Here is a 19,803-nt window from a genome sequence, read left to right on the forward strand (position 1 = left end):
GAACTAAGACATTTTATTTTTAAGGTAGTCAAACAATGTAGGACAGAGGTTATTAAGGTAAAAATGCCCACCAGAAAAACGCTGAAAATCAAACTCCCCCACAGTTGCTAATGACCAATCTAGAATTTCACTTTCTGTTACTTCTGTATCTCCCTCACCCAGCAAAGCACTAAGAGGACAGGAAAGTGTTGGTAAAGAGTCTCGTTGATAGCTTTCTATTGCCTCAAAATCAGCACGAATAATGGGTAGCATTAACTTTCTAAGGGCTGGGTTATCAAAAACAACCTCTGATGTTCCCCCTAACCCCATGATTTTGTTAACCAAAGCATCATCACTTTGCTTATGGTAGTTGGTCCCTCTACTTTTATGCGGTGGAATTCGTCCTGAAGCAAAGAAATGCGCCAATTTACGACCCTGCTGCTCCCAGCGTATTGCGGTTTCAAACGCCAAAGCGGCGCCCATACTGTGGCCAAAAAAGGAGGTGGGGCGATGAGGCAAAAAAGATAAACTTTGCGCAACCTCATCAGCACACTGGTGTAAGCAAGTCTTGAGTTTTTCTGATAGTCGATGACCACGACCTGAGAGTTGCACTGCATAAACAGCGGTATGCTCATCAATATGGTCACGCCACGGCATGAAATATTCCGCATTCCCTCCAGCAAAGTGGAAACAGATTAGCTGCCTACGTGTGCCTGGTTTGATGAGTTTCAATGGCTTATGCATTTTCACTCTCCTGATGATATTCAACCAACCAACCTTCAATAGAAGGGCTCGTTAACATTGGCTCTTGCGCCGAAATGACTTCAGGATTCCCAATACACCCCATTAAAGATCGCCATACTGATGCTTGTCCTAGTAAGAACTGTGCTGATGCAGGGGTTGGTGATTCAATATTACTTACCATGCTATGTAATGCTGTTCTGATTGCCTCTGACCAGTGTTCGTCAATAATTTCTTCTAAGCTTGGCATTTCTTTGTATAGAAACTCGCAAGAAGCGGGCTGATAAAACTCTGGCGCTTGTTGTTTATCGAGCAACTCTCTCATCCCATTTTCCTCAGGGGTTCGAGGTATATGAAAAGCTCTATTCCATAACACTGGGCCATGTGTGTTAACTAACACCAAATTGCCACTCGGTAACCCCACAGTAATGCGATGCATAATGTGGAAATGGTTATCAGGGTCGCCTGGATCCAACTGGTTCTGAATCTTCAAGATGAGCGGAACCCCAGCAAAAACACCGTGAATTACTTGATAAGGCGGTAATAGCTCCGACTTTAATTTTCTCACCTCAGACCAATCAACATTAGAATGGAACTCAAATGGCGTAACCCCTCCTAATGCCTGTCCCAACATATCGAGCAAGCCGCAAATCACTTGTACTCCACAGGTCGCTTCAATAAAGCAAGGCTGCTGAGTTTCACGCGCTTTCTTTAAGTACTCAACAAAGTGGCGAACAGCTGGCACATTAGGATAATGAGTATTAATTTGGTAATGACATCCATTTTTCCTCGCTAACTTTAAGCATTCCACGACATCTTTTTCATAAACGGGATGCTCTTGCAGAACATGTATGCCTTTTTCTAATAATGCGCGGGCAAGTTGTGACCCATCCCCCCCTACAATTGCAGAACGAACAACAACACATGCAATATCAATATCGTGAGGTAATTCTGATACCTCACGATATAAAGGCACACCATACTCCTTAGCTATTGTTAACGAGCGCTTACTTCCTCTTGCTAAAATTCCAGCAAGTTCAAATCCTGGGAATTGGCGTTTAAATGCGGAAAGGTATACCTGACCAAAAAGCGTTCCACATACAACAACACGATATGTTTTCATCACAAAGCCCCCTCTTCAAACGCCAATTTATAATTAGGCTCAATCGAGAGGTCCCAATGACTAAACATATTTTGTTCGTGCAAAAACGAGATTAAATGACCTGTTTCAACTATTTCAGAAAGCCAAAACACCCCATTATTTAAATGAGACGATGATCGCGTTAACAATTGGTGCGCAGTAAAAGCGGCGGCCAGTCCCGTCATTCGATAGCCATTATTAAACTTACAACGAAGCGCTAAATTAACTGGCTGTTGAGCAATCCAACCTTGCGCATCCATTACGCAATATTGCTGAGTACCATGCTTCTGAACCATGGATTGACTCAGCCTAACTAACGCTGCAGTTTGCTCCTTAGCACTTTCATTTGCTGACATTAATAACTGTCGATCAGCGACTAAATTAAAGGCCGCGAAGTTAGATATTGAAAGTGTGTTAGCGACGCGTTGATGCTCAGCACTCAAATAAGGTAATGCGGTAAATTCTTTTCCCTCAGGTAGTGGTTGATACCCCTCTCTTACCCCCTCTCTCACCTTTATATCATCTCTAATTACCACCCCGCTTAAAGCATCATTCCCCCCTAAGCTTGCAATAAAATCTATCGCAGACGTTGATGTAAATGCTTCAATACCCCCTACATAAAGCTCGATACTGTGCAGTTCTTGTAGCTTTTCTTTGGCAATAAAAGGAAGCAACGAGGTAAAACCGGGAACAAAACCCGCTCCAAAAACACAGCTAACTGGTAAGTCTCGACCCTGCAACTGTTGCTGAACGTGACCGAAAACATCCTGCTCCCCCCCTACATCGACATATAAGGTATGAGTGTCTATTGCAACGCGAGCTATATTGTCTCGAATCGCCGACGCAGGCCCTGCTGCATTTATGATCAAATCATGATGATGGCAAACAGCTGCCACCTCCTTCTGATCATACAAATCAACAATCCTATAATGTGTTAAGTCAGGACGTGGCTGCCGTCCTATTCGCGTAACTTGATAACCAAGCGCACAAAGCGCTTGGTCTATATGTTGTCCCACTTCACCACAAGCTCCGAAGATGGCGACTCTATTCATGCTTTCCTCCTTGCACAGCAACTGTGTTTAAGTGCTTAGCTAGAGGTAATACTTGAGATGATTGCATACAGGTGAAGTGATCACCTTCAAGTGAAATAACATCAATGTCACCAACACTATATTGCAGCCAAAAGTCATGCATATCGGCTTTAAGCGTGGGCAGTAAATAAGTTTCATCTTGCTGACAAGCGAAAGTGAAATCACCACTATAAAAAGATGGTTCATAATGAGTCACAGCCTGCAAACTGTGATGGAACACTGGATAGAGCTGAGAAATATCTCCTACTTTTGCCGTTTGTTGATTTGATTGGATATCAAGTACTGTTTGGAAATAAGCGATACGCTGTGCTTCATTTGCTTTTGCGTAACTCGCATAATTTAGTGAGAGTTTATCAAAGCCGAGCTGTTTAGCTTTAGCCACTACATCTTCAATATTAATTTGATTAGGCTTAGTGGCTAATAAAGCCAAATAAGTTTGCTCAAGCTGAAGTAAATCAATACCGCTCCAAGGGTTTGGTACATTCAGTTCTTTAGCAAGAGCGACATCCGTCATCATAGGGTCATTTACTTTGTACGGAATTTGATAACTACTTGCGATCGTCAATGATGCGAACGGAGAGCCACATTCCATCGCTTGTCTTGCCAGCTCAAAAGCAATTAACCCCCCCATACAAAAACCAAAAAGATGGCATTTAGACAAGTCAAAATTATCTTCCAATAAGGCTTTGTATTGATCAGCTAATTCAACGATCAAATGTTCACTTGGAATGGTTAAATATTGCTGTCTATCCTGAACACTAATGCCATAAACTGGCGCTGTAAGGTGCTCTACGAGTGCTAAGCAAGGCATTACAGTGCCGCTACCATCATGAAGAATAATGATAGGTGCGCCGTCACCTTCTTTAATACGCTGCAAAGCCATTGAACTATCTTCAATCGCACTGCAGTGCTGCTGAATTGGCGTTTGTTTTCGTAAGAAGATCGCAAGCTCTTTAATAGTGGGGGTTTGCAATACCTGGCGAAGTGTCCCTTCCCAGGGAACAAATTCTTCACCTAATTCTTGGCGGATCCTACTCACCCACTGCGTTATCAATAATGAGTCACCACCCGCACCAAAGAAATCATCATTTGGCCCCATATTAGGGTTACCAATCACATCCCGACATGACGATAGTAATAACGTCTCAAGTTGATCAAGGTCTTCTGATACCTCGTTTTGTAGAGTCTCTTGATGGCCTATAATTTCAGGTAACGCCTTTCTATCTATTTTACCGTTATTTGTAAGCGGAAAACGGTCTAAGACAGCCAATTGTGCAGGTACCATATAACTAGGTAACTCTTTACTAAGCTGTTCTAAGATTTCAGTCTTATCACATTCATGCTTCTGACCATTGAATTGGGCCAGCATAAAACTTTGACCTAATTGATATAAGGCTTCTTGATTATTAGGGAACGCAAATAACTGCTCAGCCCCTACATCCGACATTGCGTTTAACCAACGTTCCTGAGGCATAAATGGAGAATTTAATGCTAAACGTTCATCATTATGAGCGGTCAAGCCATGTTTGAATTCCATTGAAGTCATAAGTTGGTAATTATCTCTTGTCGCCTCAATTACAAGTAACCAAGCCCCTGGCTTCATTAACTCACGTAAGTGATTTAACCCTTCACGCGCAACAACTGCGTTATGTAACACATTAGAAGAAACAACCAGATCATACTGACCGCAATCAAAACCTTGCTCTAACGCAGGTTGATTGAAATCGTATAAGCGATAATCAACAAAATCATAACCTTGATAACGAAGCTTAGCTTCATTGAGGAAAAATGATGAAACATCAGTAAAGGTATACTCGACATTATGTGCTGCTAGAGCCGGAATAAGCTCGTTACTTGTACCACCAACACCAGCACCAATCTCTAGGATACGAATTGGCTGAGCACGTTCAGCTAAATGCTTTACTTTACTTAACGCCGCTGTGATCAACATTTTATTCATAATTTTGCTGATCAAGTTATTTTGGTAAGTTGATGTCGCGACATCTAACTTGCCATCAGGAAACAACAAATCGAGAGGATCGGCCTTATCTCGCAGTAACTCAGGCAAACATTGACTACTTCGCTCAAGGTAGTTAACTAAGCCTTTATCACCATCCAAACACTCCAGTGCTTCGTAACATCCTTTCCAACATAACGAGATATCATCTTCGCTCACTTGCTGTAGTAAAGCGTATGTTTCTCCATCATGTCGTGCTAGCTGATTTTCAATAAGCGCTTTTAGCCATCGACTTAATAATTGTTTATGACGAGGCGCATAATTACCATCAGCAATCATGTCATCGATGTTTTTCTGTTGACCTTCACCTAATCCTCCACTTGATTGCAATGCTTGAACCATATGGAGCAAAGCGACTCTATCTAAATAATAAACAAAGTCTGTTACCGACTTCTCTGGCACTGTTTGCCTAATAGCTTCTGCCGTCAAAGTTAACTCGGTTTCCGTCTCTGCAAATTGATGCGAGAACAAAGTACTTTTTGCATCATTTGGGTAAATAGCCGGCTCAATGTAAGCTTGAAGGTGATAATTATGCTTATCTCCTCGCGCTAAGACGACAGCTTGAGATACTGATGATTGACGCTCAAGCGCTGATTCTATTTCACCAAGCTCAACTCGATATCCTCGTACTTTTACTTGGTTGTCATCACGACCAACAAACACGATTACACCATCATCTCGGTAATAACCTCGGTCACCCGTTCGATACCAAGGTGTTCCGGTATACGCATCTTGGAAGAAATGGGCAGCCGTTTTCTCTTCATCTTGCCAGTACCCGAGCGCTACCCCGCTACCGCCAATACACAGTTCACCTGCAACCCAGTCAGGGCAGGCCATACCTTTGTCATCCAGTACAGCAAACATCTGATTTGATAACGGAGTACCGTAAGGAATAGAAGTGTAATAATCAAAGGTAGGATCAATTGGGAAATATATAGACCAAATAGCGGCCTCTGTCGCGCCACCTAAGCTGTATAGTCGGGCGTCAGGTATCAAGGTAGCAATCGCTTTAGGTAATGCGACCGGAATCCAATCACCAGACATCATTACGCATTTAATACTATCCAGCGTAGGTAGTGATTCGTCGGCTAAATATCGCGTTAACATTGTCATCTGCGCAGGTACAGAGTTCCAAACACTGACGTTATGTTCTCGAATTTGACGAGTCCATTCTGCTGGGTTTTGAATATTTTTCTCGCAAGGTAGCACCAACGTAGCACCACAAGCTAAGGTACCAAAGATGTCATAAACTGAGAGATCAAAACTTAGTTTAGCCAATCCAAACACCACATCGCTTGCTGTAATGTCAAAGCGACGATTGATATCGACCACAGTATTCACAGCCGCTTGATGACTTACCATGACACCTTTGGGGCTTCCTGTACTACCAGAGGTATAAATAATGTAAGCCAGTCGTTCAGATGACTGAGTTATCTCTGTACTGCCAATGTTATGAACACGACCTTGTAGCGCTTGCGCATCACAAATATTGACGGCCTCAAACCCATCGTCTGCTAGCTGTTGGGCAAGTTCATTTGAGCGCGTCAACACCAACTCTACATCGGCATCAAACAGAATTTGTTTCATACGAGAAACCGGCTGACTAACGTCAAGCGGTAAATACACCCCATCAGCTAATAACGTTGCTAATGTTGAAACAACTTGTTCAACACTTTTATCAATCGCAATCGCAATACGAGCTCCCTTTGGTAACTTGCTCGCCAGTGACTTTGAACGAACGATCAGCTCATCGTATGTCAGTGTTTGTTCGGGCGTAACCAGTGCTGTCGCATCAGGCGTTAACACTGCTTGCTCTAATACCAGTTGATGCAACATAGATTCAGCAACAGGTTTAATCGTATTATTTACCTGTTCGCGAACCTGTTGTTGTTTATTCGGTAAAGCAAGGCGAGTAGCTTGATCCCACTGCTGAAGTCCACCAGCAATGACTTGTTCAATCGCACCTTCAAAGCATGTAAACATTGACTCGATCATTGAGTCAGGGAATATGCCGTCAAGTACATCCCAATTGATGTACAAACAGCGGTCTCGATTCATAAGTTGGCAATCAATCCAAACTTGAGGCGTTTGACTAATACCATATGCAACCTCCATCCCCATCTCGTACTGAGATTTGGTCTCTGAAACTTGCTCTCTATTACTACCGACTAATGCACTCGTGAAGACTATTGGCATGCGAGCATAATCAGCACCACGTTGTCGGGCTATTTCACGCATAACCTCAACGCCACTAAACGCTTTATACTCTAAGTCTTGCCACAATTGATTCTGCTGCTCTTTCACTTGTGCTAATAAGGTTCGTGACTCCGTAAGATTCACTTCCAGCAAGTTAACACTCGTGAAATCCCCCACCATATTGAGTAAATCTGGATGGATCGGTTCACGATTCATTACCGTCATGTTCAAACAAAAATGTTTTGATTTAGACCACTTAGCTAACACTTCACTAAAGAGCGTCAGTAATAGCGATGAAGGGCTAACCCCTTGATGATTGCATTGACTTTCGAGTTCAGCCCATTGCTCTGGCGCTAATTGCATTTCATGGCGAGTGAAATGCGGTGTTTCTTTCGTAGCTTCCGACGTCAAACCATCATTAATATCAGCGAGGAGTGGTAACTCTGGTGCCATTGGCAAATGAGGCACTCGGTCTTGCCAGTATTGTCTCGCTTGCGCATATTTGTCTGTCAGCTTCTGTCGCTTTTCAAACTCCATGACATCTTTGAACGATAAGCTAATAGGCGCTAGCACCAATTCAGACTCATGATAAAAATGAATCAACTCAGACAAAATCACCTGAATACTCATAAAGTCTGCAATCAATAGGTCAATACTAAAATGCAGGTATGATTTACCTTCCGACCCGCTTACTTTTAAGTCAAACAGAGGCCATGCTTCAGTGTCATAAACGCGATGGGACATGTTTGCCCGATACGTTAACCTCCTATCAGTTTGCAAATCACATTCAATCTTATACTCAGGTACTTGTGATAGTATTTGCTGAGTACCATTAGAAAAGACTATAGCTCGCAACATCTCATGGCGTTCAATGAGCTTATTCCAAGCTTGGTTTAGCTTCTCAACATCAAGATGTGCAAATTCGAGCTCAAAGTAACCGTGGCAGCCTGTGCCACCGAACTCAAACACATTTTGCCGTCCAATAAGATAAGCGGCCTGTACATCATTTACCGGAAAAATCTCATATTTATCTTTCGTACTAGGACAAAGAACAGCGCCCAATTCACGCTCTTTTAGTATTGTTATTAATTCACTTTTTACTGCTTTAAGCTGCTCAACAACCTCTTTGGTCATCACGCCTTGAGGAGCTCTGAACTTCAAGGCGTCAGCTTCAAGCCAAAACTCGGCTTTCTTGGCTTCTAACTGTTGAAGTAACGCTAATGGTGACATTAATGTTGTTCCTTTTTTCATAAGATTCCTTCCTCAAAATCAACCTCGTTGCTCTCTTTTTCTGAGGTTTCAAGAGCAAGTGCAATACGTGAAATCGTTTGTAAATTAAACACAGCGTGAAGTGGCAAAGTAATGCCGTGCTGTTGTTGGAGTGTGCTAGCTAGCTGAATCGCAACAAATGAATCTCCGCCTAAGGCAAAGAAGTTATCGCTCGCGCTAATTGGCGTATTAATACCAAGAACTTGTTGCATTGCTTGAGTCAGAACAATCTCTTCATCTGTACTTGGTGCAACAAACTCACTCTCATTAGAAATTGAAAGTTCCAAGGTTTTTAATACATTTCGATCGACTTTACCGTTAGCTGTGAGTGGCCATTCTTGAAGTACGGCGTAGCCATCAGGCATAGAGTAACTTGGTAAATAATTTAATAATTGCGGCTGAATAATCGACAGTTCGACGGCCATATTCGACAACAAATAAGCATGAATCTTAGGACGAGAATCATGATGCTCAATCAATACAATCGCATCTTTCACTCCAGCGCATGACTTAAGTGCTTTCACTATTTCACCGAGTTCAATACGCAGCCCTGCCACTTTAACCTGGTGGTCACGACGCCCAAGGAACTCTATAGTTCCATCAGGCCAGTAGCGCCCTATATCACCGGTTCGATACCAACGTTGTGATTGATGTTCACAGAACTGCTGCTGAGTTAATTCCTCATTACCAATGTAACCTTGGGCGACACCATCTCCCCCAATCCATAGTTCACCGGCAACCCAGTCAGGGCAGTCATCACCAATATCACTTGCAACTCTAAAACATTGATTTGGTAAAGGCTTACCATAAGGAATTGAACGCCATTGCTTTTCAACTTGCTGAACAACACAATAGTTCGACCAAATTGCAGCTTCAGTCGCACCTCCCATCGCCACGAATTTGGCAAGACAACTGTTACGACGTAAGCGTTCAGGTAATTCCAGATTGATCCAATCACCTGACAACATAACGCAGCGCAATGAGGTCAATAGCTGACATTCAGCCTGTGACTCATTCCCCATCAAAAGCATTTCTAACAATGCTGGTACGGTATTCCACAAGGTAATTTGATGCTGCTGAACCAACTCTAACCAAACGCCAACGTCTCTGGTTTGCTCATCGTTGATAAGCACCAATTTCCCGCCAACAGACAGCAAGCCAAAAATGTCATATACTGATAGGTCGAAGTACAAGGCTGATAACGCTAAGACACTGTCATCTGCAGTTACATTGTGCTGACGATTGACCGCTTCAATGGTATTCATGGCCGCGCCATGAGTGATCGCAACCCCTTTCGGTGTTCCTGTACTGCCTGAGGTGAAGATCACATAAGCCAACTCATCAAGCGTGCTCTGAAGGGGCTCAACCAAAGCTTCTTCAGAAGCCAGCAAGCTTTCAACATTGATCCCTTGGCCACCATTCTCAAACAACTCGTTGCGGTCACAAATCACGAACTTGATGCATGCTTGCGCCAATACAGACTCAACTCGAGCTTTTGGCCAATCAGTTGCTAATGGTACATAAGCCGCTCCAATCCACTGAATTGCAAGGACAGAAACAATCTGCTCGATAGAGCGCGGCAACATGACACCAACGCAATCACCTTTAGCAATTCCATGTTTTTGCAACTGGTACGCTGCCTGACTCACTTTTGTATGCAGATCTCGATACTTATAGCGCTGACCATTAGCGACAATCGCCGTCGCCTCAGGTGCTGCTTGCATTTTTTCATACACACTAATGTGCATTGCTCGCAGAGGCACCACGTCCTGAGTGCTGTTAACAAGAGTGCGAACTTCTCGCTGTGATGCAGGTAACGCTATTGGCGATGGCTGTGACCAATCACAGTCAGCAAGTTGCTCCAATAATTGGCAATATGAATTAAACATTGCATCAACTACACCGTCAGGGAACAACGCCTCGACAACATCCCAGTTAAAGTGTAATTCTCCATCTTGCTCAAATACTTGATGGTCAATCCAAACTTGAGGTGTTTGAGATACGCCCCATACAGATCGGGTAATGCCTAACTCAGAAGACTCATCAAGGCTAGTGTCCGCACCTAGTGCACTAGTGAACACCACTGGCATACTCAAATCAGTCACTTCTTTTAACTTGGCTAACTCGCGTATCACCCAAACAGCAGAAACATCGGCGTACTCCAAGTCTTGCCATAACTGCTGTTGCAAACGCTCAGCACTTTGCAACCAACTTTCACCTGCAATTTGATTTGTCTCAAGTAACAAAAGTGAGGTGAAATCCCCCATAATGTGCTGAATATTGTCATGGACAGGCTTGCGATCAAACAAAGTAACATTGATGCAATGCGATGAGGATTCGGACCATTTTGCCAATACTTGCGCATAACAGTTAAGCAACAAACAAGACGGCGTGATCGCACACTCTCGTGCTTTCTCTGTTAAACGGCTCCATAATTCTTTAGACAAGCAGGATTGGCGTCGAACGAAGCGTGGCTTCTCTAATTGATTTGGCTCCATGCTTAACGGCAGACGCGGAGCCTCCGGTAAACTAGGCAGTCTGCTTAACCAATAACTCTTCGCTAATGTTTGGGATTCATACTCTTCTTGCAGATAAACTTGCTGTTGATAATCACGGAACGTAATCCCCAACTCTGGCAAGTCGGCTTCCAAATCACGATATAAAATTCCAAGCTCAGCAAAGAAAATCCGCATGCTAAGACCATCAAGAATGACATTGTCTAAGCCGATACATAGCCGTTTTTTCCCACATTCAGACTCAATGAGTGTAAGGTGGAAAAGCGGCCATACCTGAGGATTTAACACTCGATGAGATAGCACCTCACGTTGATGAGTAACAACTTCTTCCCACTGTTTTTCAGTACAAGAGACAATCTCCATCGGACAGTAAAGTGCTGACGGAATACAAACTTGTTGCCCTTGGTCATCAAACACAATACGAAGGGTGTCATGACGCTCAATTAAACGCATAAGCGCTTGCTCTAGACGCGTCACATCAAAGCCATCAGCTTCAAATTCAGAATAGAAATGTGTGCCAACACCGCCCATCACAAAGCCTTCGTTTCGCCCCATAATGTAGGCTTGTTGAACATCAGTCAGCACAAATGGTTGATAACGTTCATTCTCGTTATGCACTAACGTGATTTGTGATGAAATTTCACCTGCATCAAATTCTAAATGGCGAGCAAAGTCACTCAACACAGGAAGTGAAAAGACATCGGACAACTTCACACTATTAAAGCCAACCTCGCCCAATGCCGCCGTAATTCTTGTTGCATGAAGACTATCGCCTCCTAACAGGAAGAAATTATCTGTACGTGATGGTGTTACACCAAGAACTTGCGCCCAAACCTCTGCAACATACTTTTCATTGTCGGTTACGCAATCTTGTTTATCTTCATGAGTAACCATTGCAATATTGGCAGCTGATAAGCGCAGTTGAGTACGGTCAATTTTGCCATTGTTTGTTAAAGGCATTGTTGAACAAACGACAATGTGTTGAGGCAACATATAATTGGGTAGCTGTAATGCTAACCAGTCAGCCAGTTGAGAGGTATCAGACACAGCAAGAGTTTCAGCCTGGCGCCCCGTCATCACTAATAAGTTCGCTTTATTTACTACAGGCAAGACATTCATGCTTAGTGATGAAGTTTGCAAACTAGTTTGCCATTGTTGGGCATCAAGTAGAGGTGAAGACTCCCCTCGGCGACAATCATGATAAGGGCTTTGATCTACGCTTCTCATTAACGCTTCTGGCTGCATTAATGTCACCGTTAATAATGCAAGAGGGCTCAGCGCTTGCGTCTCTATCGCAACAAAATGACCACTTGGTGCGATAAGTGAAGACATTAGGTTAATCCCTTCATTCACATCATTAAAACGATGGAGTGCATTGTTACTGATCACCAAATCAGCTTGATGCCTTTCAACGTCGCTTAATGCACAAGCAAAAGCATGATCCCCATAGCCCACTAATCGGAATGTCGCTTGATCAAGAACCGACTTAGCTTGTTCAGCTACGCAGTAACTTACCTGGCTAGCGTCACATTGATTCAATATATGTGATGCTAAATGACCCGTTCTACCATTGAGTTCGACAACGTTTACAGCTCGACCCAATTGCTTAGAAAGTAAGACTATTGTTTCAACAATATATTGTTCCGTTGATGAAAAATCAGGGTGGATTAATGCTAACGCTTCAGGTGTCAACACCGGGTCATCAATAAGCGTAACTTCACTTACCTCGCCCTGCATCAAGTCAACATACCAATCAACCTTATTTTCTAATGCCGATAAGATTGAAGCATGAGCAGGCATATGCGCGACCTTCTTTTGGTAGGCAACCATTGGACTAACGACGTCTTGCTCTTGACGCCAATATCCCCGCTCAGCTGACCATTGCTTTGTTTCAACGAGAACATGCAACCAGCTTTCAAATACAGCTTGAAAACGAGGTGTAATATGCAAACTACATAGCCACTCATCCAGCGTCAGTGACGCACCCGGTTTAACGTTATTTGCTATCACCATCTTATCGAGCACCAAACGCATAACATGCGTTGCCATTGCTTGCTCAATAGCGGTGTGATCGACAGGCTTTGGTGGTGTGGGTTGCGATACCTTTGTATCAAGCAGCGTCATATCAGCTTCATACTCAGTTTGAAGAGCACTCACCTCGCCTTGCTGTTTAGAAACAAAAAGTTGAATATGTTTCTGTGGTTTATCTAGCAATAGCGCTATCGCTTTTTGCACCCCAGAAAATTGCTCTGCCGCATGCTCAACGTCCCCAAGTTCAATCCTAAAGCCATTAAGTTTGACCTGGTTATCTCGTCGCCCAATAAACTCAACGATCCCGTTAGACCAAAAACGTCCCATATCACCAGTTCGGTAATACTGTTGCCCATCATGGAAAATAAATTGTGCTGCTGTTCTTTCAGGGTCAGCAAAGTACCCCTCTGCAACCCCCTGACCACCAATCCAGAGCTCACCAGTCACCCAATCAGGACAATCTCGGCCCAAGGCATCCATCACTCGGTAACTTTGATTACTCAATGAATAACCGTATGGAATGCTTGTCCAATCCGTCTCTACGTAGTTGACATCAAAAGCATTAGACCAAATCGCAGCTTCTGTTGCCCCTCCTAATGCCGTCAATTGAATTGATGGGTTCAAAGCATTTAATCTTGGTTGTAAATCCAAACCAACCCAGTCACCTGACAACAGAACATTTGTCATCGAGCTTGGCAATTGACGAGTGTCATTTTCAGCTGCAATTAACAACATTTCGAACAGTGCAGGCACACTATTCCATATCGTAATTTGATATTCATGAATCAATGAAATCCACGCTTTTGCTTCTTTTCGTTCTGACTGTTGAGGAACAACAACGCAGCCCCCTACAGAAAGTGGTCCAAAAATATCAAAGACAGATAAATCAAAGTTCAGTGCCGATAAAGCAAATGTTCGACAGTCACTAACCAACTGATAACGCTGATTAATATCATCAATAGTATTGGCCGCAGCTTGATGGGTAGTAATAACGCCTTTAGGAATACCGGTAGAGCCAGAGGTATAAATAATATAAGCAACATCGTGTGGTGATACCGAAGCAATTTGTGTTGCTATGATGTGCTCTTGCCCACGTTCATCAATATCGAGTAATGACCAACCAGCCATTGCTTCTTGGTTGGTAATTGCCTCCACAGCATCCTGATTTATTACAACGATTTTAATTGCTGCTTGCTCAATAATTTGATTCAACCGAGCGACTGGTTGCTCAATATCGAGGGGGACATAACTAGCGCCCAATAAGTGTATTGCCAACACCGCGACAACTTGTGATGCTCCCTTTGGCAATAAAATCGCCACACGATCCCCAGACAGTACACCTTCTTGCTTGAGACGATAGGCAAGTTCACCAGCACTTTCTGACAACTGGCGATAAGACATCGACGCTTTATTTTCAATAACCGCAATGGCATCAGGTTGCGCCTCTGCCAATTCAAAGAATCGCTGATGGAGAGTGCGAGGGGCGTACGAAATCACGTCACTGCTGTTTCTCGAAGCACGATCTTTTCTTGCTTCTTCGGTTAAAAACGCGGGCACCGTTTGTTTCAGCATGTTAGGTCGCTGCGCTATTTCAGTGATTAGCCTCCCCATACTAGCAAACATCTGATCGACCATATTGGCTGGGAATAAATCATCGACTGTATCCCAACTTATTATCAACTCCCCTTTTCTCTCCATTACCTGACAGTCAATCCAAACCTGAGGCGTCTGAGAGATGACATAATTCATCTCACCCAGACAACTATCGCCAAGGAAGTCATTACCTAGGTTACTAGTGAAAACTATCGGCATGGCAACTTGAGAGCCTCTCTGCTTGGAAAGCTCTCTTAACAAGCGAATTGCATCGAAATCACTATGGTCAAGATTCGCCATAAATTGGCGATTCAATGCACTTGCATTATCTAAGATATTGGATGCTTCTCCATCACGGCATGCTAATAGCATCAGCGTAGTAAAATCAGCAACAACACCCGACACATCCATGGCAGTATGACGTCGGTTGAAAATCGTAAGATTTAAACAAAAATCCTTATTATCACTCCAGCCTCTTAAGGTCTCCGCATAACAACTCGCCAACATCATTGAGGGAGTAATACGGTGTTGACGGCATGCTTGCTGTAATGCTCGCCATTTATCGGCAGCTAAACGCCATTCACGGTGAACAAACACAGGTTGTTTGATTTCTTCCGGTCGTTTTGCCAACGGTAATTGCGGCGCCGAAGGCAAGCTAGGCAGTTGTGCTAGCCAATATTGACGATCAGCCTCTAGATGCGCTTGCTCACGTATTGCTGATAGATATTGAGGGAAATGCAGGGTTGGTTGCGCAAGTTGTTCACAATTATCATCGAGATAGAACTGAGCTAGATCATCAAGCAGGATTTGAATGCTTAATGCATCAGCAACAACCATATCAATATTGAAGTGAAGACGACTACCTCGCGGACTATGACTTAAATTAATTGCCAAGCCAGATTCATTTTCTAAATCCAGAATCTGCGCTTCTAAATTACGCCTCAGACCCGCCTGTTTACTTGTTGCCAATTCACAGTCAAGAGTTCTCCAATCATATTCATGGATTTGCGTTGGAGCATTCGCTGTAATATAGCCAAGACCATCGCTATTCATCCTCATTCGTAACATGCTATGACGGGCATATAGGCGATCAAGCGCTAAACGAAGTTTGTCACTATCGATCCATTCACTATCAAGCTCTAAGTAGACCTGGCATGCAACCCCACCAAGAGTTTGTGTGCTGTTCCTACCTTGCCAATACGCTTGTTGAACACTAGTCAACTCGAAAGGGTGAGTTAATACTGTTTCAGTATCTTGTTCTTTTTTAGCATCTAGATATTTTTCAGCAACTTGGTCACAACTTACTGATGATTGCCATAATGCAGACCACGCAGCTAAAGTTGGCGCTTCGTACATCCGAACAAGTTCAAACACAACATTGTGCTTTTTCGCTTCATCAACAAGATCCATCATCTGCAATGAATCCAAGCCTAAGTTAATCAAATCAGCGTCTAAGCCTATTTCTCCTGGCTCGATAAGTAGCACATCGCTCAGCCATTCAGTTAAGAATGCTTGATGATCAATGATTGATTTCGCGGGTAAAGTAGCTTCCTCTATATTACTTTTGCTACCTGTATTTTGCTGTTCAACCCAGTATTTCTCTCGTTTAAATGGGTATAGCGGTAAAGCCAATAAAATTTCGGTTGGATAAGTCACTTTCTCACTAAAGTGCGACCAGTCATAATCAGCACCATTGCACCATTGTTCAAGTTCGGCTGGTAATGCCGACGGAACGAAAGATTGACCTACGGCAATTTGTTTTAATTTACATAGTAAGTCTTCGATATCTGCAAATGGAACACATCGCCGGATTGGTAAGTGATGCTCGCGTTTATCTCTCCAAGCATGGAATAGCTCAACAGCATTGTGACGGTGTGATTCTATTGTTTGAATCCAAGCTTTAGCCAATTGGCTAAGACTATCAATATGACTTGCTGTTAAGGGAAGGAACCCTATCTGTGGTAATACATACTCAGATTTGTCCGTCACATCTTGATGATTACGAATAATAATGTGACCCAAAGTCCCAGTAAAACTAAAGGAACTAACCCCCATGCGTCTTAACGGTATTGGACGAACGTCGTTCTCAAAAATATAACGTTCAATCCAAGGCCGTAGCTCAGGATTAAACGACTTAAACGTTGGGTGAGGGAAAACAGTTTGTGCACGCATTTGAGCAATCGCCCTAATCACTCCCGCAACACCAGCAGCAGATTCTAGGTGACCAAACTGCGCTTTGCCTGCAGTCAAATGCAGCGGTTGAATACGACTCTGATAAACACCATCAATAGCACTTAATTCGATAGGGTCGCCAAGCGGTGTGCCGGTGCCATGCATTTCAATTGCATCAATATCATTTTCTGTTCTTCCACTGCGCGCTAGTACTTCTTTCAACAGTGTTTGCTGCGCAAGTGGGTTAGGTGCCGTCAAACTACTACTCTCACCGTCTTGTGCCACACCTGTAGCCTCAATAACCGCTAAAATAGGGTCACCATCTCTTATCGCTGCATCATAATCTTTTAGCAGTAGTAACCCTAAACCCTCAGCACGAGCATAACCATCAGCATCAGCACTAAAAGTAGCGCATCGCCCGTTCGGAGAAAGCATCCCTGCTTTTTGTAAAGCACTCTCTATTTGAGACGAGAGAAGAAGGTTTACACCACCAGCAATTGCAGATTCACAACGCTTTAATTGAATATTTTGGACAGCCATATCAATAGCAACGATAGATGATGAACAAGCGGTATCTATAGTAATAGCCGGGCCACTTGTACCGTAATATTTAGCAAGTCGACCAGAACTACCACTACGACTCGTACCAGTAATTAAATAACTTTTTAAAAACTCAGGAGCGTTTTGATTAGCCAACAGATCACTATAATCTTGGCTTCCCTGGCCGACAAAAATACCTAATGGCAACCCTTTTAATTTCGAAGGTAACCAACCCGCTTGTTCAAAAAGATGCCAACTTGACTCCATCAACCAGCGCTGTTGTGGATCGAGCAAGCAGGCTTCTCGAGAAGACATAGCAAAGAAATTAGCATCAAACTTGTCTATGTTATCAACCGCACCTATGGGTAAAGAAAATGTGCGTAACTCATCACTCACACTCGCTAGTGCTGATTCGCCTTTAATTAGCCAATCTGCGTACTCAACCCAACTTGCGTTTTGTTGCTTTGGTAAACGACTGCTAATTGCAATAATCGCAATATCAGTTGACCGAGATGAAAACTCCTCCACCAACTCTTTTGGGGACTGCTGCCTGTGTTGCTGTTGAACAAACTGACTAAAAGCGGATAGATTTGGATAAGCAAATAACTGTACAGGTGAAATCGAGATACCAAGCTGACTCGAAATTTGTGCGCACCACTGTGTCGCAAGCAAACTTGTCAGTCCTACATCAGTGAAACCTTGCTTGTCACCAATTAGCTCAATACCGACGATAGCTTCAAGGGAATTTCGCAAATATTCAGAAATGTCAGTAATGAAAGCGGGAGTGGCTGGTAGCGACGATACATATAGTGGCTTTAATTTTTGTGCTTGGAGCTCTGATAGCATCAAGCTTCGACGGATCTTACCGCTAGAAGTTTTTTGTAAGCAACCTCTTGCGATGAGGGTAACTTGACTCACTGATAAATTATGATTTTTAGCGATAAGCGACTTAATTGTTTTTGAAATTTTTATTAATTGTCTTTGTTCTGTATGGCGATGCACTTCGCATAACCCATGGATTTCACCTGACTCAATATCTTGAACAAAGCAAGCCCCCCCAACCTCGATGTCACCACACATGCTCTCAATCGTAGATTCTAGGTCGTTAGGCATATGGTTTTCACCAGAAACAATAATGACATCTTTGAAGCGGCCGCAAATATACAATTCACCTCCCCACTTAAATGCCAGATCTCCGGTGCGCAGATACTCCCCATCGTCACAACTTGAATTTATCGATGCATTAAACGTTTGTTGAGTGAGCGAAGCTTTATTCCAGTAGCCTTTCGCCACGCTATTACCGCGAACCCAAACTTCACCAACCTGTCCCAACTCACAAGCAGCACCGGTATGAGGGTCAACAATCTCAACTTGCCAAGAATTAAACTGGCTACCGCTACTCACTAACTCCCGCCCCGACATAGATTCAACAGCATGTCCTTCAGCAAGACAGCCAACATCAAAAGTCTTCATTGCTGCTGAGGCATTCGCAGGTTTATGGCTCACAATAAGCGTGGCTTCTGCCATTCCATATGCAGGTAAGAATCTAGATGACTGGAAACCTGACGATTCGAACTTTTGAGAAAAGCTCCTTATCGTTGAAGCTCGAATCGGCTCAGCAGCATTCATCACGACCTTCAAAGATGAGAGATCCAGCTCACTGGCTTGGAGATCTGAAATAGAATCAACACACAGTTGGTAGGCAAAATCAGGCGCAGCGGTAATTGTGGCTTGGTACTGCTCTATCATGTTTAACCATTTTGCTGGTTCTACAGAAAATTGACTTGGCCGGATAAAACTGCACGTACCACCAGACAATAAAGGGAACATAAGACCGTAGAACAAGCCTAGATCATGATAAAAAGGTAACCAATTTGCGGTGTGGATATGCTGCAGACTTGGTTCTACTTGAAGCATAATGTCGAATTGATGATAAATATTTTTATCATAGTTACAAACCGCTTTTGGGCTTCCCGTTGAGCCCGATGAATATTGCAACATTACGGGACCTGTGGGTGGGCACAGGTCATTCCAACAAAGTGGTTGTTTCTCTCCGAATAACTCATCCAGATATACAACTTCTCGGTTTATATCCCAACCAAATTTTTCAATTTCTCCTTTGGTCGCTGACAAAGCAACAATGAGGTTTGGTTCACAGTCATCCAGGATATGCTCAATATTAGATTTAACTCGCTGTAACCGTTTAACACCAGGCAAATTGACAGGTACCGCAGTAACCCCCACCATCAGACAGGCTAGGTACGAAAAAATAAAACTTGAGTCCCCTGGTAATAATAATAACGCTCTTTCCCCGGAAAAATATTTTATATTTCGAGCAACTTTACTCACTTCATAAAATAGTTCTTGATAACTATAGCTCTGATGTTTTTCACCAGTGCAATCATTCAGTGCTATTTCTAATGCATTATTTTCAAAATTATGCATTAACCTTTGCTGCACCCAGCCAGCTACAATTTCTTGCATTATTTTTTTCCTACACGAATAATTTGTAGTTAT

At 43.2% G+C, this 19,803-nt stretch carries 5 protein-coding genes; all 5 read right to left on the reverse strand.

Annotated elements, in window-relative coordinates:
• Positions 1 to 3: 3 nt before the first annotated feature.
• From OCV52_RS19725 to OCV52_RS19745, 5 genes are read right to left on the reverse strand one after another with little or no spacing between them, the layout of a single operon-like run.
• Entirely contained in the window at positions 4 to 723 is a 720-nt protein-coding gene (locus OCV52_RS19725) for a thioesterase II family protein (protein WP_137406861.1), read from the reverse strand.
• Positions 716 to 1,843, reverse strand: a complete 1,128-nt coding sequence (locus OCV52_RS19730) for a Gfo/Idh/MocA family oxidoreductase (RefSeq protein ID WP_137406860.1) — start codon at positions 1,841 to 1,843, stop codon at positions 716 to 718. The genes OCV52_RS19725 and OCV52_RS19730 overlap by 8 nt, the downstream gene beginning before the upstream one ends.
• A complete protein-coding gene (locus OCV52_RS19735) occupies positions 1,843 to 2,913 on the reverse strand; it encodes an NAD-dependent epimerase/dehydratase family protein (RefSeq protein ID WP_137406859.1) in 1,071 nt (356 codons plus the stop codon). The genes OCV52_RS19730 and OCV52_RS19735 overlap by 1 nt, the downstream gene beginning before the upstream one ends.
• A complete protein-coding gene (locus OCV52_RS19740) occupies positions 2,906 to 8,416 on the reverse strand; it encodes a non-ribosomal peptide synthetase (RefSeq protein WP_137406858.1) in 5,511 nt (1,836 codons plus the stop codon). The genes OCV52_RS19735 and OCV52_RS19740 overlap by 8 nt, the downstream gene beginning before the upstream one ends.
• Positions 8,413 to 19,770, reverse strand: coding sequence for a non-ribosomal peptide synthetase (locus OCV52_RS19745; RefSeq protein WP_137406857.1), 11,358 nt, complete (start codon positions 19,768 to 19,770; stop codon positions 8,413 to 8,415). The genes OCV52_RS19740 and OCV52_RS19745 overlap by 4 nt, the downstream gene beginning before the upstream one ends.
• Positions 19,771 to 19,803: the final 33 nt, after the last annotated feature.

The sequence above is a fragment of the Vibrio chagasii genome, from assembly GCF_024347355.1.
GTDB classification, from domain to species: domain Bacteria; phylum Pseudomonadota; class Gammaproteobacteria; order Enterobacterales; family Vibrionaceae; genus Vibrio; species Vibrio chagasii.